Source organism: Roseicitreum antarcticum (assembly GCF_014681765.1).
In the GTDB taxonomy this organism is placed as follows: Bacteria; Pseudomonadota; Alphaproteobacteria; order Rhodobacterales; family Rhodobacteraceae; genus Roseicitreum; species Roseicitreum antarcticum.
Genome location: NZ_CP061498.1, coordinates 1,597,730 through 1,622,741 on the forward strand (window position 1 = coordinate 1,597,730; position 25,012 = coordinate 1,622,741).

A 25,012-nucleotide genomic window follows, 5' to 3' on the forward strand; every position below is an offset into this window, starting at 1 on the left:
CGCGCCGCTGAAGTTTATCATCGGTTCATAAATTTCGCGCATCATGACGCGGAGGAACCAAGGGGCAGTCCATGACCGATCCAGTATCGAACAAGAACATCGAAGATGTTTTATCGTCGATCCGTCGGCTGGTCTCGCAGGAGACGCTGAATACGGGTGGTGGCAAGGCAGCCGCGGGGCCAGCGCGGCCCGCGTCAGATGCCCCGGCCTTGCGCCATACTGGGGTCGGACAAGCGGCCGCAGCGGTGGACAAACTGGTCCTGACCCCGGCGCAACGCGTCGTCGACCCCGATCCACGCGACGCGCCCGGTCAGCGCCCTGCCCTGACGGATCACGCGGCCTTGGCGCCGGCAGGCCGCGATGATCTGACGCTGGACGCCACTGTGACCAGCGCTTATGCATCAGATGCGACTGACAAAAACCGATATGCTCCAGACGCGGGACGGGCTGACGCGCTTACCGCAGGCACCGCCCCCGAAAACGCGGCACCGAAACCTGCCCATGCGGTGCCCAACACGCGCGTCGGCGCCATCCCGGCACTGCACCCGGCGGCGGGGATCGTTGCGCAGCAAAACATCGACAAGGCCGCACCGCATTTTGTCATCCCCTCGGTGAACACACCCGCGACCACGCTCGAATCCACCATCGCCGCGCTGGAAGCCGCAATTTCCAGCAGTGCGGAACATTGGGAAATCGACGGTACGGACGAAGTGCCCGCGCAGGCGGCAAACAATGTGACTGCATTGCACCGACACCCAGGCACAGATCGCAAGACCGCCCTGCCACGTACGCCAGACGTGGAAACGCCGGTGAAAGCCGCGCCAACACCCGATCAGGTCCAGGGCGGCGGCACCAGCGTCGCGCCGCTGCGCTTGACGAGTGCCGATGCCGTCCCGCAACCGGAGCCGCGCGCCGCCCACAGCATCGTGGAACAGCCCCTTGCGACGCTCCCTGCGCGCGAAAAGCCCGTGCCGGACAGCACCACCGATGATCGAACGGACAGCACCGACCAACTGAGCGATGACGCCTTGATTGATGAGGATACCTTGCACGACATGGTTGTCGAAATCGTCCGCGCGGAACTGCAAGGCCAGTTGGGAGAACGGATCACGCGCAATATCCGCAAACTGGTCCGGACCGAAGTGGCGCGCGCGCTGGCGGAAAAGCAGTACCTGTAGGGGCTGCCGCCACGCGGTGCGCAGGCCCAGGCTCGGCGCCTACCTACTTGCCCGAACGGACAACGCCAGACATTGCGCAATGTCATACTGCGAACGCTGCCCGCCCTGCTGCAACACCCGCAAGTGCCGTGCCTGTCCGTAATCAAGAACCGCCACGGGCCACTTCCACACGATCTGCGCCGCAGCAATGACCCAAAAGCGCACGGCAAATCGCCACACTGACGGCATCGCGCTGCCACCGACCAGCAGGGTGACATAGCGGCCGCCGCCACGTCCCATCAGCGGCAGCCTTTGTTCGCTACCCGGTGAACAACCCGAGGATCCAGGGGGCCAAAAAGGCTGTCAGGATCGCGTTCAGCCCCATGCCGATGCCCGCGAAGGCCCCGGCGCGCGGGTGGACCTGAAACGCACGGGCCGTGCCGATGCCATGCGCCGCCACGCCGACCGACAGGCCGCGCGCGCGCCAGTCCTTCACCCCCAACGCATTCAGCAGCGGCGTCACCACAATCGCGCCGATGATCCCCGTCAGGATGACCAACACTGCCGTCAACGTGGGAGACCCGCCCAAAGCCTCGGAAATGCCCAAGGCCACGGGGGCCGTCACGCCCTTCGGCGCGATGCTGGCCAGGATTTCGCCGCGCAGGCCGAAAGCCCAGGCGATGCCCACCGCCGTCGCCACCGCCGTGGCCGACCCCGCGATCAGCGCCGCCACGATGGGCAGCGCGGCGCGGCGCACCTGCGGCAGATAGGCATACATCGGCACGGCCAGCGCGACTGTTGCGGGCCCCAGAAGGAAGTGGACAAACTTCGCGCCCTCAAAATACACCGCATAGGGCGTGGCGGTCAGCCACAGCACCAACGCCAGCAAGATCACCGCGATCAGTACCGGATTCACCGCCGGTTTGCGCCCCGATGCCTGCGCCAGACTGTCGCCCGCCACATAGGCCAGCAGCGTCGCCGTCAGCCAGATCAGCGGAGTTTCAGCCAGATAGGTCCAGATTTCCGCCAGGTCGACCTCAACCATCGGCATTCCCCGTCAACCGCGCCACGGCAACAAAGACCAGGGCGCCCACCGCAATCGCCAGCACGGTGGACCCTATCAACGCAAGCGCCACCACCGGGCCATAGGCGGCAAGCGTGCCAAGGTGGCCGACCACGCCCACCCCGGCGGGCACGAACAAAAGGGTCAAGTGGCGCAAGATGCCCTCACCCGTCGGGCGCACCAGTTCGGCCAGACGCGGCGAGGCGATGAACCCAACCAGCAGCAGCGCCATGCCCAGCACCGGCCCGGGCACCGGCAGGGCCAGCGCGCGGCTGCCAACCTCGCCCAGCAACTGGCAGATCAAGATGACGGTCAAGGCATGGATCATCGGCGCGGCCTTCCCCAGGTTTACATACAGCGCAATGGTGCGCCGGGACACGTCGCGTGAAAACCCCACATCAGCGCGGGTTTGCCGATATCTTGTGGATAACTCAGACCAAGCCGCGACATGTGCCCCCCGCCCCTTGACTTTGGGGGCAGCAGCGCGGGAAACTGCTGCATCTTTAACCAACAGGGCATGCGCCAACCAACAGGACCCGGGTTTGCAGTTCAACCGCCTTCGCCTGAACGGCTTCAAGAGTTTCGTCGACCCGACTGATCTGATCATCAGTCCGGGCCTGACTGGCGTGGTGGGGCCCAATGGCTGCGGCAAGTCGAACCTGTTGGAGGCCTTGCGCTGGATCATGGGGGAAAACCGCCCCACCGCCATGCGCGGCGCTGGCATGGAAGATGTCATCTTCGCGGGGACCACCTCGCGCGGGGCGCGGCATTTCGCCGAGGTCGCGCTGATCATCGACAATTCTGACCGCGTGGCGCCTGCAGGATTCAACGACAGCGACACGCTGGAAATCATCCGCCGCATCACCCGCGACGCGGGCAGCGCCTACAAGGTCAACGGACGCGAGGTTCGGGCCCGCGATGTGCAGATGCTGTTTGCGGATGCATCGACCGGCGCGCATTCGCCCGCGCTGGTGCGGCAGGGCCAGATCTCGGAACTCATCAACGCCCGGCCCAAGGCGCGGCGTCGGGTATTGGAAGAGGCGGCGGGGATCTCGGGCCTCTATCAGCGGCGGCATGAGGCCGAGTTGAAGCTGAACGGGACCGAGACCAACCTGGCCCGGCTGGCCGATGTCGCCGACGGCATGACTGCTCAATTGGCCACGCTGCAACGGCAGGCGCGTCAGGCCGCGCGCTACCGTGACATCGGACGCGATCTGCGCCGCGCCGAGGGCGTGTTGCTGTACCGGCAATGGCGCAGCGCCGATCAGGCCCGGCTGGAAGCAGAGGCCGCCGTCAGCGCCGCCCGCCTGTCCGCCGCCCGCACAGCGACCGCCGCCACCCAAGCCACCGCCGCGCGTGAGGCCGCCGAGGCCGCGCTGCCCGCCCTGCGCGAGGAAGACGCAATCGCGGGCGCCATCGTGCAGCGCTTGCAGGTGCAGCGCGACCAGCTTGCCGATCATGAGGCCCGCGCGGCGGAAACCATCCGCACGCTTCAGGGCCGCGTCATGCAACTGGCGCAGGACATCGACCGTGAGGCCGCGCTGAACGCCGATGCCACCGACACCATCGCCCAATTGGAATGGGAAGATACCCAGCTTCAGGCGGCGGGCGATGATCATGACGCCGCACTGACCGAGGCCGAGGACCGGGCGAAAGCGGCAGCGGACACCCTTGCCGCACAAGAGGCAGAGCTGGCCCGCACAACCGAACATCTGGCGCAGTTGTCAGCGCAGCATCAGTCGGCGCAGGCCCGCCTGCGCGACGCCCGCATGGCGCTTGAAGCCGCCCAGACCGCCGCGCTGCGCGCCGCCGACGCGGTGGCCGCGGCAGATGACGCGCTGACCACCGCATCCGAGGACCGGGCCGCCGCGCAGGAAATGGCCGACGAAACCCGCCGACTCGCCGAAGATGCCGAGGCCGTTCTGGCCGAAACCGACGCCGCCCATGATGATGTGCAGGCCACCGAGGCCGAGGCCCGCGCCGCCCGCGCCAGCGCCGAGGGCGCGGTGTCGACCCTGCGCGCCGAGATCAAGGCCCTTTCTCGACTTGCCGAACGCGCCACCGATAGCGCGGACCAGATCCTGAACCGGGTGCAGGTCCCCCCGGGGTACGAGGTCGCGCTGGGGGCTGCGCTGGGTGACGATCTGCATGCGGCCGAGGTTGGGGCTGGCGTCGAAACGCCCTCGGGCTGGGACAGCCTGCCGCCGCTAACCGATGCGCCCGCGCTGCCCGATCGCGCCACGCCGTTGGCGGATGTGGTGACTGCACCGCCTGCGCTGTCGCGCCGCCTGTCGCAGGTGGGTTTGATCGATGCCAGGCGCGGTGCGGCGCTGCATGCCGCGCTGCGCCCGGGGCAGCGGCTGGTCAGCCGTGAGGGTGATCTGTGGCGCTGGGACGGGCTGCGCCGCGCGGCGGGTGAAGCGCCCAGTGCCGCCGCGCTGCACCTGCAAAACGTCAACCGGCTGGCCGCCGTGCAGCAAGATCTGGACTTGGCCGAGGCCGGGGCAGAAGCCGCGCGTGACACCCATGAAGCCCTGCAGCAGCGGCTGTCTGACCTGTCGGACGGGCTGCGCATGGCGCGCGATGCACGTCGCGCCGCCGATCAGCGCCTGACCGAGGCACAGCGTGCCCTCGCCCGCGCGGAGACCCAGGCGGATCAGGCGTTGGCACAGCGCGACGCCGCGCATGCCGCCGCCGCCCGCCAGGCGGATGACACGACCGACGCGCGTGAGGCACTGGAAGATGCCAGCGCCGCGCTGGACGACCTGCCTGATCTGGAGGGCACGCGTGCGGCGCTCGACGATCTGCGCGGCGCAGTCGATCTGGCGCGCACCGACATGCTGTCGCACCGCGCCGCGTTCGAGGATTTGCGCCGCACCGGCACCGCCCGCACCCGCCGCCTGCAAGAAGTCGCGCGCGAGCTCGACGCATGGCGCGGGCGGCTGGGGTCTGCCAGCACGCGCATCGAGGACCTGACCGACCGGCGGGCCGAGGCCGAGGATGCGCTGGCCGATGCCAGCAACGCCCCAGAGGAACTGGCCGCGAAACGCGCCGAACTGTCCGAGGCGATCACCAGTGCCGAGGCGCGCCTTGCTGCCGCGCGCGACGCGCTGTCCGCCGCAGATGCGGCGCTGCGGCAAGGGCTGGATGCCGAACGTCAGGCCGCGCGCACCGCCGCCGACACGCGCGAGGAACGCGCCCGCACCGAGGCACAGGCAGAGGCCGCGACCGATGCCGAAGCCGCCGCCGCCGCGCGGATTGCCGACGCGCTGAACACCACGCCACAGCGGCTGCTGGAGACCCTTGGCGCCGACCCCGACACCCTGCCGCCCGCCGACGCGATCGAGGCCGAGGTGCTGCGCCTGCGCCGTGCGCGCGATGCGCTGGGGGCCGTCAACCTGCGCGCCGAGGAAGACGCAGCCGAGGTAGAGGGAGAGTTGAACACCCTGCTGGCGGAAAAGGCCGATCTTGAAGCCGCGATTGCCAAACTGCGCTCAGGCATCAACGCGCTGAACCGCGAAGGGCGCGAACGCCTGCTGATCGCCTTTGAACAGGTGAACAGCAACTTTGCCGCGCTGTTCACTCATCTCTTCAACGGAGGTGAGGCACGACTGGTGCTGGTGGAATCCGACGATCCGCTGGAAGCGGGCCTCGAAATCATGTGCCAGCCGCCCGGCAAGAAGTTGTCCACTCTGTCGCTGCTGTCAGGGGGCGAACAGACGCTGACAGCGCTGGCGTTGATCTTTGGCGTGTTTCTGGCCAATCCCGCGCCGATCTGCGTGCTTGATGAGGTGGACGCACCGCTCGATGACGCCAATGTAGCGCGCTTTGCCGACCTTTTGGATGAGATGACTCGCCGCACCGAGACGCGTTTCCTGATCATCACGCACAACGCCATCAGCATGAGCAGGATGGACCGGCTGTTTGGCGTGACCATGGGGGAACAGGGCGTCAGCCAACTGGTCAGCGTCGATCTGCGCCATGCCGAGGCGCTGGTGGCTTAGCAACGCATTGAAAAGTCGTTGAACGGCGTTATCCGCGCCCGATGAAGGGCATCTTGGTCGCCATCACCGTCATGAATTGCACATTCGCCGCCAGCGGCAGCCCTGCCATATACAACAGCGCGTCGGTCACATGCGTCACATCCATCACCGGCTCGGCCCGCAAGCTGCCATCAGCCTGAGGGATCCCTGCAGCGATCACGTCTGTCATGTCAGAAGCCGCGTTGCCGATGTCGATCTGGCTGGACGCGATGTCATGCGCGCGCCCGTCCAGCGCGATCACCTTTGTCAGCCCGGTAATCGCCGCTTTCGAGGCACTGTAAGCGGCGCCGCCGATCCGGGGCACCTGCGCCGAGACCGAGCCGTTGTTGATGATCCGCCCGCCACGCGGCGACTGGGCGCGCATCACCCGGAAAGCGCCGCGCGCGATCAGAAAGGACCCGTCCAGATTGACCGACAGCACGCGGCGCCAGTCATCGAAGCTGATGTCTCCGATCTCGGTCGTGGGATGGGCCGCGCCCGCATTGTTGAACACGACATCAAGGCGACCGAACTGCGCGACAATGGTATCGAACAGCGCTGCGACGCTTTCGGGGTCCGTCACATCGCAGGGGATCGCAAGGGCGGTGGTGGGCCAGTCGCGGGCGATGGCATCCAGCTTATCTGCACTGCGCGCGGCGAGGGCGACGCGGTAGCCCGCACGCAAGAATGCCTCGGCGCTGGCCTTGCCAATGCCTTGGCTGGCCCCAGTGATCAGAACGACGGGTGGGTTTTCGGTCATGCGCGGCATCCGTTCTGGTTTGTGGGGTCGGGGGGCGGGAAGGTGTCATGAAGGGATACTGAACCCGTCCCGGCATTGCAAGCTGGGCGACAATGGGCGCGCGCCTTTGCCCGTCGGATGCCGAGGTCAGGGTCGCGCCTCAGGGTCGGTATCGCGGTCGGCGGCCCTATGCCAGCGCCAGCAGCAACTGCGCCGAAATGGCCGTGATGACCGCGCCCGCCAGCACCTCTGCCACCGGCATCAGCCGGGTCACCGCCGTCAGCCGACCGGCCCAAAGCAACGCCCCCTCACGCCCCAGAACCGCCAGCGCTGCCACCCCGACAGTAATCAACGCCGTGCCAAGGCCCATGGCATAGGTCGCAGCGATCCCCGCAGCTTCCAGGCCCATGCGCCATGTCAGAATCAGCACGAAAAGCGCGCCGGTACAGGGCCGTATGGCAATCGCGCCGATCAACAAGACGGCATCACGCCAGCCGCGCAGTGCCGCAACCTCACCCAACGCGGGGCCGTGCCGGTGCCCGCAACTTGGGCAAGCCTCGCCCCCATGGGCGTGGTCTGACAGCGGAGCCGCAGGGATGGCGGTAGAGGCGACGGGCTGCGGCTGCGCATCGGCGCGGGTATGACTGGCATGCGAATGCGCGGCACGGGGTTCTTCGGCACGGCCATCCGCGGGATGCCCGTGATGGGAATGGTCGTGATACGGAGTGCCTTCCGCCCCATGGTCCGCCGACAGCCGCCACCAGCGTCGCGCGCCGCGCCAGACCAGCCACAGACCCAGCGCGCCAATGGCCGCGAAGCTCAACGGGTCCAGCCAGTCGGCGGCCAGTCCTTCCAATTGCATCCGGGTCAGGGCGAATATTCCGACCCCGGCATAGACCAGCAGCACCGCTGTGGTCGCCTGCGCCAGACTGGCAAGCATGGCTATCAGCGACAGACGGCGCAGGGCCACCCGCTGCCCCGCGCCGTATGCCCCGATCAACACCTTGCCATGTCCCGGCCCCACCGCATGCGCCACGCCATACGTGAAGGCCAGCCCGCACAGCGCCCAGAGTGCCCCCGGCTGGCCCGCATGCAGCGCGCGCAGCGCATTGGCCATAGCGTTCTGCGCATCGCGTTGCAGCCCGGCAGCCCAACGCGCCAGCCCGTCAAAGCCGCCAAGGCCCCAGACCGCCGCCGCGCCAAGCACCGTCAGCAGCATCAATGTCAGGATGCCGCGGCGCATGTGACACGAACCTCTTCACTGAACATCTCGCCCACGGCGGGAAAATCGACCTCGGCGTCGCCGCCTGTGCCCTCCAGTTCCGACAGGGCAGCCATCAACTGCGCATCCGCAGCCTCGCGATCAGGGGTGAAGACGCGCGCATTACACCCGTCGCGCCCAGTGATCTGCGGCGTGCCGACGATGGTGTAGGCGGTGTAATAGGTGGAATCATAGACCTGGATGCGCAGTTCGGCCCCTTTGGGCAGGTGCGCGCGGTCTTCCAGCGGCCGCAGGTGCGACGAGATGATCCGCCCATCGACATAATCCGCCGTCCAGTCGGCGGGCCCCGCCAGATCCTGCACCACACCGTCCAGATGCACCACGATGTCGCCGTCGAACCCTTCGATCCACTGCATGTCGAAACCTTGCAGGGCCGCGCGTTCCTCTGCCGTCAAGGTGCCCGAGAAGGCGGCATCCAGCCCCATATCGCTGAGCGCAATCATGGAATAGAACGCATCATAGGCCCAAACCACCCGTACCGCCGCCAGTTGGTCCGCATCGTCGAACACCAGTTCCAGACCGGCGTCGATGAACATGTGGGGATGCGCCTGCGCCGCCACCGGGGTGGCCCCAAGCGCCGCCAGCGCAAGGATCCGCAATGCGCGGGGCACCCTTGCCCCGCCCGCAAAAGGCCCGGTAGGGCGCGGGGTTGCACGACGATCATAGGGCGCAATGGCTGACATGGCCCGACATTACCCGCGACCCGGCGGCCGGGCAAGCGGGCCGCGATGACATTCGGATGAACGCGCGCGCACCCTCTCAGGCGCGGGCGTCGAACAACCCCGTCAGCGACCGGCGCAAGATGTCGTGCAGCTTTGGCCGTGCGATCATCTGGAATTGCAGCGGGCGGCAGACATCCATCGCCGCCAGCCCGACGCGCGCGGTCAGCGCACCGTTTACCACCCCTTCGCCGAACCGGCGCGACACCTTCGACAACAGCCCGCCCCCGGCGACCGAGCTGATCAAATCATCACCCACCGACAAGGCCCCTGTGGCCAGAAGGTGCCCGAAGACACCGCGCAGCAACCGCAAGCTGCCCAGAATGCCCGCCCGTCCGCCGTAAAGCGCGGCGATGTTGCGGATCATCGTCAGATTCGCGACCAGCGCCACCACCACATCGGCAAGCGTCAGTGGCACCAGTGCGGTGACGGCGGCGACCTGCCGCGTGGCGCGTTCAATCGCGGCGCGGGCCTGCTGATCGACCGGGCGCAGCAGGTCGGTTTCTGCCAGCCCCAAGACCGCATCGGCATCCAGCACCTCGGCCACGCGCGCAGCAAAGGCGCGGTCATCGCCGCGATGATAGAGCCGCGCGATCCGAAGTGCCACCCGGCGCGCACCCTCGGCATCGCCCAAGGCCAGCGCAGAATCAGCCGCGCGGCGCAGGGCGTCGAGGTTGCGCAGACGGCGCCATGCCAGCGCCTCACGCAGCAACCACGCGAGCAGCGCCAGCCCCAGCGCGCCCGCCAACACCAGCGCCGCCGTGCCAAGCGCGGCATTGCGCGCCAGCAACCCCGTGACGAAATCCCACAGCCAAACCGTGACGACGAGCGAGGTAAAAAGCCCGAACGCCCATGCGGTCAACCGTCCGAACCACGACCATCGTCCCGCACCGATACGCGCGGCAGCCCGCATGGCCCGGCCATCAGGCGCGGTGGCATCTTCAGGATCATGCAGCGGCGGCGCGGTGACGGGCGTCTGCGCGGCAGGACCTTCCACATCGAACAGCATGGGTTTACGGGTCATGTCAGCTTATCCCCCAGCAGGAACTCGGCGGCGCGGTCCAACCGGATATGCGGCAAACCGTCGCCCGGGGTCAGATCGGCCAGCGCGGGCGCGAAACGCATGATCTGGTAATCGGCATCCAGCCATGCCTCGGCGCCTTCGCGCGCGGGCGATAGCAGACGCATCGGATCCTCGGGCAGCTCACCGGGATAAAACGCCGCCTGCCGCCCGGTCTCCAGCAAGGTGCCGCGCACGCAATTCAGCGCCGCACCCTGATGCTGCACGACCTCCTCAACCGTCGCACGCACGGCGGCGATCGACATCGCCTGCGTCTGCGCGCCCGAAAAATCGGCGCGGCTGCGGGCATCGCGCAGCATCGCCTCGACAATCGCAGTCAAGCGGCTGTGCTGCGTGTGATGCAGATGGTCGGCCTTTGTCGCGGCAAACAGGATGCGATCCACCCGGCGCCCGCGCAACAGCGTCGACAGCCAGGCATTGCGCCCGGGACGAAACGCGGTCAGCAGGCCCGCCATGACGCGGCGCTGATCTTCGACCGCGCGCGGCCCGGCATGGATCGCGTCCAGTGCATCGACCAGCACCACCTGCCGGTCGATACGGGCGAAGTGGTCGCGGAAAAATGGCCGCACGATCCGTGATTTATAGGCAGAAAAGCGCCGCGCCATCTCGCGCGCGAGCGACCCGCGGGGCGCGGCGGACGGCGGTAGCGGCGCGAAGGTCAGCACCGGGGAACCCGCCATTTCGCCGGGCATCAGGAACCGGCCGGGCGTGCAGTCGGAAAACCCCGCAGCGCGGGCGGCCGCCAGATGCTCGGTATAGGCGTCGGCCAGTGCGCGGGCATCGCCTTCGCCAAAGGGCGCATCAGCCTGCGCGGCCTGCGCCTGCGCCAGCCAGTCTGCACCGCCCGGACGCCCAGCCGCGCGCGCCAAAACCTGCGCCGACCATTCGGCATAATCCATATCCAAAAGCGCCAGATCCAGCAGCCATTCGCCGGGATAATCCACAATATCCACATGCACCCGGCGCGCCCCGCCAAGGCCGCGCAAGCCGCCCGATTGCACCCGGAACGACAGGCGCAAGGTAGAAATGCCGCGTGTGTTATCGGGCCAGTGCGGGGTGTGGCCGGTCAGCGCGGCCAGATGATCCTCGAACGGAAAGCGCGGCAGGGTGTCATCAGGCTGCGGGTGCAGATAGACCGCCCGGATCGCCCCATTCGAAACACCGCGCAACTGCCCCATGCGCCCGCGTTCCAGCAGGTTGGCGATCAGCGCTGTGATGAAAACCGTCTTGCCCGACCGCGCCAACCCGGTGACGCCCAGACGAACGACAGGTTCAAAGAACGCTTCGGAAACGGTGTCAGTCACGGTCGAGGTAACGGTATCCACCCCGCGCCAGACCCCGTCTGTCAATCGCCTGAACACCTGCATCGATCCCTACGTCATTGATGTGTCGATCAAATTACCGCGCCCACCGGCCAAGCCGCGACGCCTGCCCTCATAGAATAAGTGCGCATACGCCGGTTTCCTAGGGGCAGACCCTTGCCCTTTGCGCTGCGGGGCAGAATAATGTGGGCATGACACAAAAAACTCTTCTCTCCATCGGGCATGGCTATTCTGCAGCAGCCCTTGCGCGGTTGCTGGTCCCGGTCGGCTGGCACGTCATCGGTACCACCCGCAGCGCCCGGCGCAAGGACGCCATCGCGGCGCAGGGCGTGACGCCGCTGCAATGGTCGGGCGATGAACTGGACGACAATCTGGCTGAGGCCCTGGGCAGGGCGACGCATCTGCTGACCTCGGTCTCGCCGGGGGACGATGGCGACCCGGTGCTGAATGCCATGGCGGGCGCGCTGGCACAGGCCAGACACCTGCATTGGGCGGGGTACCTGTCGACCATCGGGGTTTACGGCGACCGGTGCGGCGATTGGGTCGATGAGGAAACGGCCCCCGATGGCACCAGCGCCCGTGCCAAAGCCCGCATCAAGGCCGAGGCCGCTTGGCAGGAACTGGCCGCTGCGGCGGGCTGGCCGCTGCATGTCTTCCGTCTGGCAGGGATCTATGGGCCGGGGCGCGGCCCGTTCGAGAAATTGCGCCGCGGCACGGCGCAGAGCATTATCAAGCCTGGTCAGGTGTTTAGCCGCATCCACGCCGATGATATTGGGCGGGTGTTGCTGGCCTCAATCAACGCGGACCGCCCCAGCACGGTCTATAACGTCTGTGACGACGCGCCTGCCCCGCCGCAAGATGTTATCGGCCATGCCGCAAGACTTTTGGGTATGGAGCCGCCGCCGCCCGTACGGTTCGAGGATGCGGATCTTTCGCCCATGGCGCGCAGTTTTTATGCTGACAGCAAGCGCGTGCACAACGACCGGATCAAGCGCGATCTGGGGGTGGAGTTGCTTTACCCGGACTACCAAAGCGGGCTGGCGGCGATACTGCGCGACGAAGGAGGCTAAGACACCACCGCACTAAACTGTTGTTTTAATTATCTTCCCCACCAGCGCACCGGCGCTGGTGGGGCAAGCGTGGGTCAAGCGTGGATTGCCCCGTCGCCACAAGCAAGGGCGGCTTCGCGCACCGCTTCGGAATACGTCGGGTGGGCGTGGCAGGTGCGCGCAAGGTCTTCCGCCGCCGCGCCAAATTCCATCGCCACGCAGATTTCATGGATCAGATCGCCTGCCATGGGCCCGATGATATGCGCGCCCAGAATCCGGTCGGTGGACTTGTCGGCGAGGATCTTCACGAACCCTTCCCCGGCGAAGTTCGCCTTGGCGCGGCCATTGCCCATGAAGCTGAATTTGCCCACTTTATAGGCTCGTCCCGCTTCTTTCAGGGTCTCTTCGGTCTCGCCCACACTGGCGACTTCAGGATGGGTATAGATCACACCGGGGATCACGCCGTAATTCACATGCCCGGCTTTCCCGGCGAGGATTTCGGCAACTGCCATCCCCTCATCCTCGGCTTTGTGGGCCAGCATCGGGCCGGTTATGGCGTCGCCGATGGCGTAGATGCCCGGCACCGATGTCGCGTAATGTGCGTCGGTTTCAACCTGCCCGCGCTTGGAAATCTTGACGCCCAACGCCTCCAGCCCCAGCCCGTCGGTGAAGGGTTTTCGGCCCGTCGCCAGCAGCACTGCATCGGCATCCAGCGTATGCTCACTATCGTCCTTGCGCAGCTTGTAGGTCACTTTTGCTTTTGTTTTCAAAGCTTCTGCCGATTGCACGGCGGCGCCCAGAATGAAGGTCATGCCCTGCTTTTGCAATATGCGCTGGAAGCTTTTTGCAACCTCGCCGTCGTTGCCGGGGATAATCCGGTCGAGGAATTCGACCACCGTCACCTCGGCCCCCAGCCGTGCATAGACCGAGCCCATTTCAAGCCCGATCACGCCGCCACCGATCACCACCAGTTTCTTGGGGATCTTGCCGAGGGTCAGCGCGCCGGTTGAGGTGACGATGATCTTTTCATCCACTGTCACACCCGGCAGACTGGCCGATTCCGACCCGCTGGCAATCACGATCTTCTTCGCTTCATGCACCTTATCGCCGACCTTCACCTGCCCCGGCGCGGGGATGCTGGCCCAGCCTTTCAGCCAGTCTACCTTGTTCTTTTTAAAGAGGAATTCGATGCCCTTGGTGTTCTGACCAATCACGTCATCCTTATAGCCGAGCATGGCCTTCCAGTCGACTTTCGGCTTGCTCACGCCCAGCCCCATCGCCTCAAAGTTATGCTCGGCCTCATGCAGCATGTGGGTTGCGTGCAGCAGCGCCTTTGACGGGATGCAGCCGACGTTCAGACAAGTGCCGCCCAAGGTCTCGCGCCCCTCAACACAACCGACCTTCAGGCCCAGTTGCGCGGCGCGGATCGCACCCACATAGCCACCGGGGCCTGAGCCTATAAAGATCACATCATAACTTGCCATGGGGCATTCCTTTTTCGATTCTGGCCTCAAATTCGTGAGTCTGGAAACGGTATGGTTCCGGTATGGTTTTGATACATACGCGTGTCCGGTTCAGAGTAGTGCAACCAATAACATGGTGATCGATGCGGCGAAACCGATCCCGAAAAACACCGACCGCCAGGGCATCCAACCATAGGCATAGGCTGGCACGAACAGCACCCGCGCCGCAAGGTAACGCATGGCGCAGGTGGCGGTGATCCCATTGGCGCTGCCGGTCAGGGTGACGGCGGCGACCGCGACAGTGAACAAAACCAGCGCTTCAAGATGGTTGTTATAGGCCCGCTGCAGCCGCAGAATGCGCGGGTTGATCGGTTCTGGCGGTGGCTTGTCGCGGGGCGTGAGGAAATACGCCGACCCGATTTGCAGGTTCGCCAGCACGGCCATCAAGATGAGCTGCGCCGCGAGCAGCAGGCCAGAGAGGGTGAGGGCGAGGAGTTCGGTGGTCATACACGTGCCTCATAAGTGACGGCGAGGCGGGCGACTTCCGCCAGATCGCCAGCCGAAAGGATTTCTTGTGACAGGTCACATAGAAGTTCTTGGATGGCGTAATATTCGTCGTCGCTCTGTATCCTGCCACGCTTGATGATGCGTTTGCACAGCCGCTGCGTGACGGCAGCCTCCTGAAGCAGACTGAATCCTTGCGTCTCGCGGAACTGGTCCAGCAGGTTGGAATACTCTTCTTTGTCGACGGCATTGCCATTGCGCAGAAAGTGCAGGACGTCGCTTCCGATTCCCGCGTAGATCGCCTTGATCTCGCCGAGCAAAGCCGTGCCCGCGCCGGGATTATCGTCAAGTATCTGCATAAATACGGCACCCGGCATGATGATCATATTGTCGTCAAGTGGCGTACCAGGCGGGCTATGGCGATAGAACATTGCGATTATCCAGTCTCGATAGAAGTCTATACCGGCGCAGAGCCTGATAGTTTCTTCCCGAACCTCAGCGCGTGTTCGACGCATCACCATGCCCCACCCGGCGATCTTGTCACAAATCCATCAGCAACCGCCGTGGATCCTCCAGCGCTTCTTTCACCCGCACAAGGAAGGTCACGGCGCCTTTGCCATCGACGATCCGGTGGTCATAGGACAGCGCCAGATACATCATCGGGCGGGCGACGATCTGGCCGCCGACGACCATGGGACGCTCCTGGATCTTGTGCATGCCGAGGATACCCGATTGCGGCGGGTTCAGGATGGGCGAGGACATGAGCGAGCCATAGACGCCGCCGTTGGAAATGGTGAACGACCCGCCCTGCATTTCCGCCATCGACAGCTTGCCATCGCGGGCGCGCAGCCCCAGTTCGGCGATCTTTTTCTCGATCCCGGCAAAGCTCATCTGGTCGGCATCGCGCACCACCGGCACCACAAGGCCCGAGGGCGTGCCGACGGCGACGCCCATGTGGACGTAATTCTTGTAGACCACATCGGTGCCGTCGATTTCGGCATTCACATCGGGCACTTCGGACAGCGCATGGCAACAGGCCTTCACGAAGAAGGACATGAAGCCCAACTTCACGCCGTGCTTCTTCTCGAACACGGTCTTGTATTCATTGCGCAAATCCATGATCGCGCCCATGTCCACCTCATTATAGGTGGTCAGCATGGCGGCGCTGTTCTGGGCTTCCTTCAGGCGGCGGGCGATGGTCTGGCGCAGGCGGGTCATCTTTACCCGTTCCTCGCGCGCGGCATCGGACGCGGGGACAGGGGCACGCGGGGTGGGCGCGGTCGCCGCAGGCGCCGGGGCCGACGCCGCGCTGAGGGCCTTCTGCACGTCTTCCTTCATCACCCGACCGTCGCGGCCCGTACCAGTCACGGCGTCGCGCGACAGGGCGTTTTCCGCCATCAGCTTCTTGGCCGAGGGGGCGTCTTCGACATCCTTGCCGCCCTTTGCAGGGGCTTCTGCGGCGGGTGCGTCGGCCTTGGCGGCGGGCGCCACGCCGGAACCCGAGATCACCGCCAGCTTACCGCCGGCATTCACCGTCGCGCCGTCTTCGGCCAGGATTTCCACGATGGTGCCCGCGGTGGGGGCCGGAACCTCTACGCTGACCTTGTCGGTTTCCAGCTCGCACAGCATCTCGTCTTGCACAACGGTGTCGCCGACTTTCTTGAACCAGGTGGAAACCGTCGCCTCGGTCACCGATTCACCCAGGGTCGGCACCATCACATCAACCGTATCTGTCGCCTTGGGTTCCGACGTGGCAGGCTTTTCCTTCACCTCTTCGGGGCCTGCGGCATTCGCGTCACCCATCACCGCCAACAGCGCATCGACACCCACGGTGTCGCCTTCGGCCGCCACAATCTCGGCCAGTTTACCGGCCACGGGCGAAGGCACTTCGACCGTCACCTTGTCGGTTTCCAGCTCACACAGCATTTCATCAACCGCCACGTTGTCGCCAGGTTTCTTGAACCAGGTGGCAACGGTGGCTTCGGTCACGGATTCGCCCAGCGTAGGGACGCGCACTTCGGTCGACATATCGTTTATCCTTCAATCGTCAGCGCGTCGTTCACGAGCGCCGCTTGCTGTGCTTTATGCTGGCTGGCCAGACCCGTCGCGGGCGAGGCCGAAGCCGAGCGCCCGACATAGCGCGGGCGCGGTGTCTTGGCGTTGATGCGCCCCAGAACCCATTCGAGATTGGGTTCGATATAGCTCCAACCGCCCTGATTCTTCGGTTCTTCCTGGCACCAGACGACATCGGCATTGCCGAAGCGTTCCAGCTCCTTGACAAGCGACATCGCCGGGAAGGGATAGAATTGTTCCAGCCGCAGCAGGTAGATGTCGGTGATGCCACGGGCGTCGCGCTCTTCCAGCAGGTCAAAATAGACCTTGCCGGAACAGATCACCACACGCTTCATCTTGTCATCCGCCGCCAGTTTGGTGTCGGAATTACCCTTTTCGGCATCATCCCACAACACCCGGTGGAAGCTCGACCCTTCGGTGAAATCCCCCGCCGTCGAAACGCACAGCTTATGGCGCAGCAACGATTTCGGCGTCATCAGGATCAGCGGTTTGCGGAAGGTGCGGTGGACCTGCCGACGCAGGATGTGGAAATAATTCGCAGGCGTCGAGCAATTCGCGACGATCCAGTTGTCCTGTGCCGACATTTGCAAAAAACGCTCCAGGCGGGCGCTGGAGTGTTCCGGCCCCTGCCCCTCGAAGCCGTGCGGCAGCAGGACCACGAGGCCCGACATGCGCAGCCATTTGCTTTCGCCCGACGAAATGAACTGATCGAACATGATCTGCGCGCCATTGGCGAAATCGCCGAACTGCGCTTCCCACATGACCAGCGCGTTGGGTTCGGCCAGCGAATAGCCGTATTCAAAGCCCAGCACGGCGTATTCAGACAGCATCGAGTCGATCACCTCGTAAGGTGCCTGTCCGGCCCGGATGTTGTTCACAGGATAGTAGCGTTCTTCGGTTTCCTGGTCGATGAATGCGGAATGGCGCTGGCTGAAGGTGCCCCGCGTGCTGTCCTGCCCGGACAAGCGGACAGGGTAGCCTTCGACGGAGAGCGAGCCAAAGGCCAGCGCCTCGGCGGTCGCCCAGTCAAAGCCGCGACCGCTCTCGAACATGGCGGCCTTGGTTTCAAGTTGCCGACCGATGGTCTTGTGCAGGTTGAAGCCTTTGGGCGCTGTGGTCAGGGCGCGCCCGGCCTCCGCCAGCGTTTCGGTGGCGATCCAGGTCTGGCCGCGCTGATATTCCTCGCCCTCGCGGTTGAGGTGCGACCAGCGGCCATCGAGCCAGTCAGCCTTGTTGGGCTTGAAGGTCTTGCCGGTCTCGAATTCCTCGTTCAGATGGGCCTGAAACGCGGCTTTCATATCCTCGATCTCGCCCTCGGGGATCAGCCCGTCAGCCACCAGACGTTCGGTATAGAGTTGCAGCGTGGATTTCTGCTTCTTGATCCGGTTGTACATCGCGGGGTTGGTGAACATGGGTTCATCCCCCTCGTTATGCCCGAACCGGCGGTAGCAGATGATGTCAAGCACCACGTCCTTGTGGAACTTCTGCCGGAATTCGGTCGCCACGCGGGCGGCATGCACAACAGCCTCAGGATCATCGCCGTTGACGTGGAAAATCGGGGCTTCCACCATCAGCGCGATGTCGGTCGGATAGGGGCTGGAGCGCGAGAAATGCGGCGCGGTGGTGAAGCCGATCTGGTTGTTCACCACGATATGAATGGTGCCACCAGTGCGGTGGCCCTTCAGGCCCGACAGGCCGAACCCTTCGGCGATGATGCCCTGCCCGGCAAAGGCCGCGTCGCCGTGCAACAGGATCGGTAGTACGGACACACGGTCACGGTCGCCCAGCTGGTCTTGCTTCGCGCGCACCTTGCCCAACACGACGGGGTTCACCGCCTCCAGGTGGCTGGGGTTCGCGGTCAGCGACAGGTGGACCATGTTGTTGTCAAATTCCCGGTCGCTGGAAGCGCCAAGGTGGTATTTCACATCGCCCGAACCATCGACATCCTCGGGCTTGAACGAGCCGCCCTGAAATTCGTTGAAGATCGCGCGGTATGGTTTGGCCATCACGTTGGCCAGCACGTTGAGGCGCCCCCGGTGGGGCATGCCGATGGCAATTTCCGTGACGCCCAGCGCGCCGCCGCGCTTGATGATCTGCTCCATGGCGGGGATCAGCGCCTCGGCACCGTCCAGCCCGAAGCGTTTGGTGCCCATGTATTTGACATGGAGGAATTTCTCGAAGCCTTCAGCCTCGACCAGCTTGTTCAGGATCGCGCGGCGACCGTTCTTGGTGAAGGTGATTTCCTTGCCATACCCCTCGATCCGCTCTTTCAGCCAGCTTGCCTGTTCAGGATCCGAGATATGCATGAATTGCAGCGCGAAGGTGCCGCAATAGGTGCGGCGCACGATGTCCATGATGGTGCGCAGGCTGGCGACCTGAAGACCCAGCACGTTATCGAGGAAGATCGGGCGGTCCATGTCGGCCTCGGTGAAGCCGTAGGATTTGGGATCAAGTTCAGGATGCGGTTTCTCATCGCGCATGCCAAGCGGGTCCAGATCGGCGACCAGGTGGCCCCGGATCCGGTAGGCGCGGATGATCATCAGGGCGCGGATACTGTCGAGCACGGCGCGCTGCACCTGCGTATCGCTGAGCGACACGCCAGACGCTTCGGCCTTCGCCGTGATCTTTTCGCCTGCCGCGCGCTTGTCGGCAACGGCGGCGGGCCATTCGCCCGTCAGCGCCGAGGTCAGGTCATCGGCAGGCATCGGCGGCCAGTCGGCGCGCGCCCAGCTGGGCCCTGTAGCCTGCGCGCGCACATCGCTGTCTGCCTCTTGCAGGGCATCGAAGAACGCGGCCCAGCCCGCATCGACCGAGGCCGGATCGGCGCTGTAGCGCGCGTGCAGCTGGTCGATATAGTCCGCGTTATGCCCTTGCAGAAAGCTGGAGGCGTGGAACTGGTCGGTGGGGCTTTGGTCGTTCATCTCATCAGCACCTTTGTGCAATAAACTGGTCTGTACGGTCGTGCCGGGCCCGTGTTGGCCCGGATGTGGTTGTCAGCGTTTTCGGGGTTCGGGGCCGTAGGCATTGGTGCCGTGCTGGCTGGGCCGGGACATCCACCAGATGATGACGATCCCTGCAATAACCTGAACCAGCGACAGCAGGATGACGACACCCGCGCCCATCGCCATGGCACCAGAGGCGGCGCCGTTCATCTGCCCCATACCCATACCCAGGCCCATCATCGCCTGCGTCGCCGACCCGACAAGGATCGACGTAATGATCGTCAGCCCGGCGGGAACCAGCAGGTACCAGCCGGGTCGCCCCGTGTCGTGCAGGCGCCGCCAGCCGACGGTCAGGAAGGGAACAAAGATGATCAACTGAAACACTGTAACCAGAACCGGGCGACGCATACCGCCGCCCGTTCCGAAGAGTGCCGCGTCGATCAGGCCGACAACGAAAGCGCCGGCAAAGACGAACAGGAAGAACCACCAGTATTCGGGGCGACGCGCGCGCCCGTCAAACTTGAAGGCATTTGCGAACCCGCTTTTGACCGCGTCGACAAACCCCATGGGGAACCTCCTGTAAGGGGCCGCGCCTTAGCGACCGATGGCTTTCAAAACGGCCTCGCCCAAACCGGCGGGGCTGTCAGCAACGATGATTCCGGCGGCTTTCATCGCCTCGATCTTGTCTTCGGCGCCGCCCTTGCCCCCGGCAACAATCGCCCCGGCGTGGCCCATGCGACGACCCGCAGGTGCAGTGCGCCCGGCGATGAACCCCGCAGTGGGCTTCCAGCGGCCGCGCTTTTTCTCATCCGCGAGGAATTGTGCGGCTTCTTCTTCGGCGCTGCCGCCGATTTCACCGATCATGATGATCGACTGGGTCTCTTCATCGGCGAGGAACATTTCCAAAACGTCAATGTGCTCGGTCCCCTTGATGGGGTCGCCGCCGATGCCCACGGCGGTGGACTGACCCAGACCACTGTCCGACGTCTGCTTCACGGCCTCATAGGTCAGCGTGCCGGAACGCGACACCACGCCGACGCTGCCGCGACGGTGGATGTGGCCGGGCATGATGCCGATCTTGCAGGCATCAGGCGTGATGACGCCGGGGCAGTTCGGCCCGATCAGCCGGGATTTCGAACCTTCGAGGGCGCGTTTTACCTTCATCATGTCCAGCACCGGAATGCCTTCGGTGATGCAGATGATCAGCTCCATCTCGGCGTCGATGGCCTCCAGGATCGAGTCGGCAGCGAAGGGCGGCGGCACATAGATCACGCTGGCATTGGCCTGCGTGACGGCGCGCGCTTCATGCACCGAGTTGAAGACCGGCAGGTTCAGGTGGCTGCTGCCGCCTTTGCCCGGCGTGACGCCACCGACCATCTTGGTGCCATAGGCAATAGCCTGTTCGGAGTGGAACGTGCCCTGCGAGCCGGTGAAGCCCTGACAGATGACACGGGTATTTTCGTTAACAAGAACTGCCATTGGATTAGCCTTTCACCGCTTTGACGATCTTCTCAGCGCCGTCTTTCAGGTCGTCTGCCGCGATCACATTCAGGCCGGAATTCGCAATGATTTCCTTGCCCTTCTCCACATTCGTGCCTTCCAGACGCACCACGAGCGGCACTTTCAGGCCGACCTGCTTCACCGCGGCGATCACGCCTTCCGCGATCACGTCACAGCGCATGATACCGCCAAAGATGTTGACCAGGATGCCCTTCACATTGGGGTCCGAGGTAATGATCTTGAACGCCTCGGTCACCTTTTCGGTCGTGGCACCGCCGCCGACATCCAGGAAGTTGGCCGGTTCGGCACCATAGAGTTTGATGATGTCCATCGTCGCCATGGCAAGGCCCGCGCCGTTGACCATGCAGCCGATTTCGCCGTCCAGCGCGATATAGTTGAGGTCGAATTTCGAGGCAGCCAGTTCCTTGGCATCCTCTTCCGATTCGTCGCGCAGCGACAGGATATCGGGCTGACGGTACAGCGAGTTGGAATCGAAGCTCATCTTCGCGTCGAGGCATTTCAGGTCGCCATCGGTGGTGACGATCAGCGGGTTGATCTCCAGCATCTCGGCGTCTTTTTCAACGAAGACCTTGTAGAGCTTGTTGATCATGTCGACGCATTGCTTGACCTGCTTGCCCTCCAGCCCCAGCGTGAACGCGACACGGCGGCCATGGAAACCCTGGATGCCTGCGACGGGGTCCACGTTGAAGGACAGGATTTTTTCGGGCGTGTTGGCCGCGACTTCCTCGATGTCCATGCCGCCTTCGGTGGAGACCACGAAGGAGATCCGGCTGGATACGCGGTCGACCAACAACGCAAGGTAGAGTTCGCGCGAGATGTCCGAGCCGTCTTCGATATAGATGCGGCCCACGGTCTTGCCTGCGGGGCCGGTCTGATGGGTCACTAGGGTGCGCCCCAGCATTTTTGCGGCATGATCGGCGGCTTCCTCGACGGATTTCGCGATGCGTACACCGCCTTTTTCACCGGCGCTGGCCTCGACAAATTTGCCCTTGCCGCGCCCACCGGCGTGGATCTGGGCCTTCACCACCCAAAGCGGGCCGTCCATCGCGCCCGCCGCGCTTTTCGCTTCATCGGCCTTAAAGACCACACGCCCGTCCGAGACCGGCACACCATAGCTGCGAAGCAAGGCCTTCGCCTGATATTCATGGATATTCACGAAAACTGTCCCAATTTGCTGCGTTTAAGTGTCACATGACACAACCGGGCGTTGGAACAAACGCCTAAATGCCGAAACTTGCATTGAAACCGCAAAAATACGACTTTTGTGATCACACTATAAAAATGCGTGATCACAAAAAAGACAACTGCATATCGCACCTGCGAACAAGGTAGCGCAAACATCGGCAAGCGCGCGCGTACAAACGAAAAGACGCCCCGCCGGGGTCCGGGGGGCGTCTTGAATGTCATGGCAAGATGGGGCGAAAGTTACGCCAGCGAGCCGTCGATGGCCTTACAGGCGGCGACCAGACCATTGACCGATTCCACCGACTTGTCGAACATCACCTGTTCGTCCTTGTTCAGCTTGATGTCGACGATCTTTTCGATCCCCCCAGCGCCGATCACGGTGGGCACGCCGACATACATGCCCTTCAGACCGAATTCGCCGTCACAATAGGCCGCGCAGGGCAGCAGGCGTTTTTGGTCTTTCAGATAGGCTTCGGCCATCTCGATCGCCGCGGTGGCGGGCGCGTAGAAGGCAGAACCGGTCTTCAGCAGGCCAACGATTTCGGCACCGCCATCGCGGGTGCGCTGCACGATCGCATCCAGCTTGTCCTGCGTGGTCCAGCCCATTTCGACCAGATCAGGTAGCGGAATGCCGGCCACGGTGGAATAGCGCGCCAGCGGCACCATGGTGTCGCCATGCCCGCCCAGCACGAAGGCCGTGACGTCGCGCATCGACACGCCGAATTCGACCGACAGGAAGTGCCGGAACCGCGCCGAATCGAGCACACCCGCCATGCCCACGACTTTTGCATGCGGCAGGCCGGAGAATTCGCGCAGCGCCCAGACCATGGCATCAAGCGGGTTGGTGATGCAGATCACGAAGGCATCGGGGGCATGGGCGGCGATGCCCTCGCCCACTGATTTCATGACCTTGAGGTTGATCCCCAGCAGGTCATCGCGGCTCATCCCCGGTTTGCGGGGCACACCGGCGGTGACGATGCAAACGTCCGCACCCGCGATATCGGCATAATCAGTGGTGCCCTTCAGGGTCGCGTCGAACCCTTCGGAGGGACCGGATTCGGCGATGTCGAGCGCCTTGCCCTGCGGGGTGCCTTCCGCGATGTCGAACAGAACGACATCACCAAGTTCCTTGATCGCCGCCAGATGGGCGAGCGTTCCGCCGATCTGGCCTGCGCCGATCAGCGCGATCTTAGGTCTTGCCATAAAACTATCTCCGATGGGTTGTTTTGACGCACGCTGCGTAGTCCTTTGTCAGGCCTCACGCAAGTGTATGCGCCCGTATGCCCATGCAGATCCCGGCGTGGCGGCCGGGGCGATAGCGCTAAAGCAAGGCAATTCAGCAGGTTTCCATCGCTAATGCGCCGGCAGGGGCGTGGTGCATTTTTCCACGGCCGGGCCTTGGTGCAACGCATGCACCTGCCCCATCAGCGGGCTGAAGGCTGTGAAGGGCTCCGATTCTGGTGCGGCCGCGCCCCAGCAAGGGGCGCGCCGGGTTCGTCTGCCGCTTCCGCATGGGTTTCAGGCAGGATGACCAAGCGCGGGCAGGGCAAGGTTTCCACCCTCGAACGCGTCACCATTGGCCAGCAGGCAAGTCTGACCATCGGGAAGGGTTACGGTGATCGTCCAGCGCCCGGTATCGGCCACGAACAGTTCCATCACCGTGCGGGTGCCCGCCAGCCCGATGGCACGCCGCGTCTGGCCCAGTTGATCGGACAGCACCGACAGCACCTGCCCGCGCGCGCCGCATCGCATCGCGGCGCCCTGTGCCGTCGCCGCCTGACCTGTCACGCAAAACACGAGAAGAAGAGTAAGAACACGCATCCGGAACACCTTTCTGGTTCTAGCAATCCCACCAGCCTTGCGCGAAGGCCCGAAAATCCCGTTAATGCAGCGCCCTGCCGCGATGCTGCGGGCGCCTCTGCTGCGTTGCGGCAATTTTTACCTTGCGAAATGTGTCCGCAATAGTGCATCACACGCAAGAATGTTTCCGTACAGCCAGATTGGAGAGCCTTGATGGAAACCCGCCCCTTCCGATCCGTCCTGTATATTCCAGGGTCGAAAGCCCGTGCGCTGGACAAGGCCGCTACGCTGGCCACCGATGCGATCATCTTCGATCTGGAAGACGCCGTCGCCCCCGACGAGAAGGCCGAGGCCCGGCGCCTGCTGGCCGACACGCTGATGACGCACGATTATGGCCCCCGCGCGCGCCTCTTGCGGGTCAACGCGTCGGACACACCATGGGGCAGCACCGATCTGGACGTGCTTGGCCTGACCCGGCCCGAGGCGATCTTGCTGCCCAAGGTGAACAGCGCGCGCGACATCGCGGCGCTGGCCCGGCGGCTGGATGCGCGCGCCGACACGGCTGACACGCGGATATGGGCGATGATGGAAACGCCGCTGGGCGTATTGAACGCCGCCGAAATTGCCGCGGCCCCCCGGATGGCGGGGTTTGTCATGGGCACCAACGATCTGGCCAAAGACCTGGGCGCGCGCTTTGTGGCGGACCGCATGCCGCTTTTGGGCGCGCTGCAAACCTGCCTGATGGCCGCGCGCGCCTACGGGCTGCTGGCGATCGACGGGGTCTATAACGCCTTCAAGGACACCGACGGCCTGCGCGCAGAGGCCGAACAGGGACGCGACATGGGGTTTGACGGCAAATCGCTGATCCACCCCGCGCAACTGGATGTCGCCAACAGCGTTTTCGCCCCGACCGACGCCGAGATCGACCTGGCCCGCCGCCAGATCGACGCCTACGACGCCGCCCTTGCGCGCGGCGAAGCGGTGGCCGTGGTGGACGGCAAGATCGTCGAGAATTTGCATATCGTTACCGCCAACCAACTGTTAAGCAAGGCGGCAGCAATTGGCCAAATGCAAAATTCACACTGAGCGA

22 protein-coding genes are annotated in these 25,012 nt (G+C 64.4%); 4 read left to right on the plus strand and 18 right to left on the minus strand.

Features of this window, described 5'->3' with window-relative positions:
- Nucleotides 1-71 precede the first annotated feature (71 nt).
- Nucleotides 72-1,178, plus strand: a complete 1,107-nt coding sequence (locus tag H9529_RS07555) for a hypothetical protein (RefSeq protein WP_092887606.1) — start codon at nucleotides 72-74, stop codon at nucleotides 1,176-1,178.
- A 39-nt stretch (nucleotides 1,179-1,217) separates the two neighbouring features.
- Here the strand turns inward: H9529_RS07555 and H9529_RS07560 are convergent, their stop codons facing one another.
- From H9529_RS07560 to H9529_RS07570, 3 genes are read right to left on the minus strand one after another with little or no spacing between them, the layout of a single operon-like run.
- Complete coding sequence (locus tag H9529_RS07560; RefSeq protein WP_092887603.1) at nucleotides 1,218-1,457, minus strand: hypothetical protein; 240 nt, start codon at nucleotides 1,455-1,457, stop codon at nucleotides 1,218-1,220.
- Nucleotides 1,458-1,476: 19 nt separating this feature from the next.
- The gene (locus H9529_RS07565; RefSeq protein ID WP_092887600.1) at nucleotides 1,477-2,202 is read right to left on the minus strand and encodes an LrgB family protein; all 726 of its coding nucleotides are present in this window, start codon (nucleotides 2,200-2,202) and stop codon (nucleotides 1,477-1,479) included.
- Nucleotides 2,195-2,548: a CidA/LrgA family protein gene (locus H9529_RS07570; protein ID WP_092888180.1), complete on the minus strand. Its 354-nt coding sequence runs from the start codon at nucleotides 2,546-2,548 to the stop codon at nucleotides 2,195-2,197. The genes H9529_RS07565 and H9529_RS07570 overlap by 8 nt, the downstream gene beginning before the upstream one ends.
- Nucleotides 2,549-2,762: 214 nt before the next feature.
- Here H9529_RS07570 and smc point away from each other — a divergent pair, with 214 nt between their 5' ends.
- Entirely contained in the window at nucleotides 2,763-6,224 is a 3,462-nt protein-coding gene (smc, locus tag H9529_RS07575; protein WP_092887597.1) for a chromosome segregation protein SMC, read from the plus strand.
- 28 nt (nucleotides 6,225-6,252) lie between these two features.
- Here smc and H9529_RS07580 read toward each other — a convergent pair whose 3' ends face one another.
- From H9529_RS07580 to H9529_RS07600, 5 genes are all read right to left on the minus strand, one after another.
- The gene (locus H9529_RS07580; protein ID WP_092887594.1) at nucleotides 6,253-7,002 is read right to left on the minus strand and encodes an SDR family oxidoreductase; all 750 of its coding nucleotides are present in this window, start codon (nucleotides 7,000-7,002) and stop codon (nucleotides 6,253-6,255) included.
- Nucleotides 7,003-7,168: 166 nt separating this feature from the next.
- Nucleotides 7,169-8,224 (minus strand): nickel/cobalt transporter, encoded by a 1,056-nt coding sequence (locus tag H9529_RS07585; RefSeq protein ID WP_092887591.1) that lies wholly within the window; start codon nucleotides 8,222-8,224, stop codon nucleotides 7,169-7,171.
- Entirely contained in the window at nucleotides 8,206-8,946 is a 741-nt protein-coding gene (locus H9529_RS07590) for a DUF1007 family protein (RefSeq protein WP_092887588.1), read from the minus strand. Before H9529_RS07590 ends, H9529_RS07585 begins: the two co-directional genes overlap by 19 nt.
- A gap of 76 nt (nucleotides 8,947-9,022) precedes the next feature.
- Nucleotides 9,023-10,006, minus strand: coding sequence for a YcjF family protein (locus tag H9529_RS07595; protein WP_092887585.1), 984 nt, complete (start codon nucleotides 10,004-10,006; stop codon nucleotides 9,023-9,025).
- Nucleotides 10,003-11,430 (minus strand): YcjX family GTP-binding protein, encoded by a 1,428-nt coding sequence (locus H9529_RS07600; RefSeq protein ID WP_092887582.1) that lies wholly within the window; start codon nucleotides 11,428-11,430, stop codon nucleotides 10,003-10,005. Before H9529_RS07600 ends, H9529_RS07595 begins: the two co-directional genes overlap by 4 nt.
- Before the next feature lie 146 nt (nucleotides 11,431-11,576).
- On the opposite strand from H9529_RS07600, the gene H9529_RS07605 reads away from it, so the two are divergent.
- Nucleotides 11,577-12,455, plus strand: coding sequence for an SDR family oxidoreductase (locus H9529_RS07605; RefSeq protein WP_092887579.1), 879 nt, complete (start codon nucleotides 11,577-11,579; stop codon nucleotides 12,453-12,455).
- 74 nt (nucleotides 12,456-12,529) lie between these two features.
- Here the strand turns inward: H9529_RS07605 and lpdA are convergent, their stop codons facing one another.
- From lpdA to H9529_RS07655, 10 genes are all read right to left on the minus strand, one after another.
- Nucleotides 12,530-13,918 carry a dihydrolipoyl dehydrogenase gene (gene lpdA / locus H9529_RS07610; RefSeq protein WP_092887576.1) on the minus strand — a complete coding sequence of 463 codons (1,389 nt, stop codon included), beginning with the start codon at nucleotides 13,916-13,918 and terminating at the stop codon, nucleotides 12,530-12,532.
- Nucleotides 13,919-14,008: 90 nt separating this feature from the next.
- Complete coding sequence (locus tag H9529_RS07615) at nucleotides 14,009-14,404, minus strand: MAPEG family protein (RefSeq protein WP_092887573.1); 396 nt, start codon at nucleotides 14,402-14,404, stop codon at nucleotides 14,009-14,011.
- Complete coding sequence (locus H9529_RS07620) at nucleotides 14,401-14,832, minus strand: hypothetical protein (protein WP_092887570.1); 432 nt, start codon at nucleotides 14,830-14,832, stop codon at nucleotides 14,401-14,403. Before H9529_RS07620 ends, H9529_RS07615 begins: the two co-directional genes overlap by 4 nt.
- A gap of 109 nt (nucleotides 14,833-14,941) precedes the next feature.
- A complete protein-coding gene (odhB, locus tag H9529_RS07625) occupies nucleotides 14,942-16,429 on the minus strand; it encodes a 2-oxoglutarate dehydrogenase complex dihydrolipoyllysine-residue succinyltransferase (protein ID WP_092887567.1) in 1,488 nt (495 codons plus the stop codon).
- A gap of 5 nt (nucleotides 16,430-16,434) precedes the next feature.
- On the minus strand, nucleotides 16,435-19,395 hold the full coding sequence (locus H9529_RS07630) for a 2-oxoglutarate dehydrogenase E1 component (RefSeq protein WP_092887564.1): 2,961 nt from the start codon (nucleotides 19,393-19,395) through the stop codon (nucleotides 16,435-16,437).
- A gap of 72 nt (nucleotides 19,396-19,467) precedes the next feature.
- Nucleotides 19,468-19,983, minus strand: a complete 516-nt coding sequence (locus tag H9529_RS07635; RefSeq protein ID WP_092887561.1) for a DUF805 domain-containing protein — start codon at nucleotides 19,981-19,983, stop codon at nucleotides 19,468-19,470.
- A 27-nt stretch (nucleotides 19,984-20,010) separates the two neighbouring features.
- A complete protein-coding gene (sucD, locus tag H9529_RS07640; RefSeq protein WP_092887558.1) occupies nucleotides 20,011-20,895 on the minus strand; it encodes a succinate--CoA ligase subunit alpha in 885 nt (294 codons plus the stop codon).
- A gap of 4 nt (nucleotides 20,896-20,899) precedes the next feature.
- A complete protein-coding gene (gene sucC / locus H9529_RS07645) occupies nucleotides 20,900-22,093 on the minus strand; it encodes an ADP-forming succinate--CoA ligase subunit beta (protein ID WP_092887555.1) in 1,194 nt (397 codons plus the stop codon).
- Nucleotides 22,094-22,362: 269 nt separating this feature from the next.
- Nucleotides 22,363-23,325 carry a malate dehydrogenase gene (mdh, locus tag H9529_RS07650; protein WP_092887552.1) on the minus strand — a complete coding sequence of 321 codons (963 nt, stop codon included), beginning with the start codon at nucleotides 23,323-23,325 and terminating at the stop codon, nucleotides 22,363-22,365.
- Nucleotides 23,326-23,640: 315 nt separating this feature from the next.
- A complete protein-coding gene (locus H9529_RS07655) occupies nucleotides 23,641-23,943 on the minus strand; it encodes a hypothetical protein (RefSeq protein ID WP_092887549.1) in 303 nt (100 codons plus the stop codon).
- Nucleotides 23,944-24,135: 192 nt separating this feature from the next.
- On the opposite strand from H9529_RS07655, the gene H9529_RS07660 reads away from it, so the two are divergent.
- The gene (locus H9529_RS07660) at nucleotides 24,136-25,008 is read left to right on the plus strand and encodes an HpcH/HpaI aldolase/citrate lyase family protein (RefSeq protein WP_092887546.1); all 873 of its coding nucleotides are present in this window, start codon (nucleotides 24,136-24,138) and stop codon (nucleotides 25,006-25,008) included.
- Nucleotides 25,009-25,012 lie beyond the last annotated feature (4 nt).

What these genes read in the sequence shown, in the direction of transcription:
- H9529_RS07620 (WP_092887570.1), bottom strand. Translation starts at nt 14,832, where the DNA reads ATGTTCTATCGCCATAGCCCGCCTGGTACGCCACTTGACGACAATATG.
- H9529_RS07660 (WP_092887546.1), top strand. Translation starts at nt 24,136, where the DNA reads ATGGAAACCCGCCCCTTCCGATCCGTCCTGTATATTCCAGGGTCGAAA.
- H9529_RS07605 (WP_092887579.1), top strand. Translation starts at nt 11,577, where the DNA reads ATGACACAAAAAACTCTTCTCTCCATCGGGCATGGCTATTCTGCAGCA.
- lpdA (WP_092887576.1), bottom strand. Translation starts at nt 13,918, where the DNA reads ATGGCAAGTTATGATGTGATCTTTATAGGCTCAGGCCCCGGTGGCTAT.
- H9529_RS07590 (WP_092887588.1), bottom strand. Translation starts at nt 8,946, where the DNA reads ATGTCAGCCATTGCGCCCTATGATCGTCGTGCAACCCCGCGCCCTACC.
- H9529_RS07635 (WP_092887561.1), bottom strand. Translation starts at nt 19,983, where the DNA reads ATGGGGTTTGTCGACGCGGTCAAAAGCGGGTTCGCAAATGCCTTCAAG.
- H9529_RS07565 (WP_092887600.1), bottom strand. Translation starts at nt 2,202, where the DNA reads ATGGTTGAGGTCGACCTGGCGGAAATCTGGACCTATCTGGCTGAAACT.
- H9529_RS07570 (WP_092888180.1), bottom strand. Translation starts at nt 2,548, where the DNA reads ATGATCCATGCCTTGACCGTCATCTTGATCTGCCAGTTGCTGGGCGAG.
- H9529_RS07655 (WP_092887549.1), bottom strand. Translation starts at nt 23,943, where the DNA reads ATGCGTGTTCTTACTCTTCTTCTCGTGTTTTGCGTGACAGGTCAGGCG.
- H9529_RS07560 (WP_092887603.1), bottom strand. Translation starts at nt 1,457, where the DNA reads ATGGGACGTGGCGGCGGCCGCTATGTCACCCTGCTGGTCGGTGGCAGC.
- H9529_RS07555 (WP_092887606.1), top strand. Translation starts at nt 72, where the DNA reads ATGACCGATCCAGTATCGAACAAGAACATCGAAGATGTTTTATCGTCG.
- H9529_RS07585 (WP_092887591.1), bottom strand. Translation starts at nt 8,224, where the DNA reads ATGCGCCGCGGCATCCTGACATTGATGCTGCTGACGGTGCTTGGCGCG.
- odhB (WP_092887567.1), bottom strand. Translation starts at nt 16,429, where the DNA reads ATGTCGACCGAAGTGCGCGTCCCTACGCTGGGCGAATCCGTGACCGAA.
- H9529_RS07600 (WP_092887582.1), bottom strand. Translation starts at nt 11,430, where the DNA reads ATGCAGGTGTTCAGGCGATTGACAGACGGGGTCTGGCGCGGGGTGGAT.
- H9529_RS07630 (WP_092887564.1), bottom strand. Translation starts at nt 19,395, where the DNA reads ATGAACGACCAAAGCCCCACCGACCAGTTCCACGCCTCCAGCTTTCTG.
- H9529_RS07595 (WP_092887585.1), bottom strand. Translation starts at nt 10,006, where the DNA reads ATGACCCGTAAACCCATGCTGTTCGATGTGGAAGGTCCTGCCGCGCAG.
- H9529_RS07580 (WP_092887594.1), bottom strand. Translation starts at nt 7,002, where the DNA reads ATGACCGAAAACCCACCCGTCGTTCTGATCACTGGGGCCAGCCAAGGC.
- H9529_RS07615 (WP_092887573.1), bottom strand. Translation starts at nt 14,404, where the DNA reads ATGACCACCGAACTCCTCGCCCTCACCCTCTCTGGCCTGCTGCTCGCG.
- sucD (WP_092887558.1), bottom strand. Translation starts at nt 20,895, where the DNA reads ATGGCAGTTCTTGTTAACGAAAATACCCGTGTCATCTGTCAGGGCTTC.
- mdh (WP_092887552.1), bottom strand. Translation starts at nt 23,325, where the DNA reads ATGGCAAGACCTAAGATCGCGCTGATCGGCGCAGGCCAGATCGGCGGA.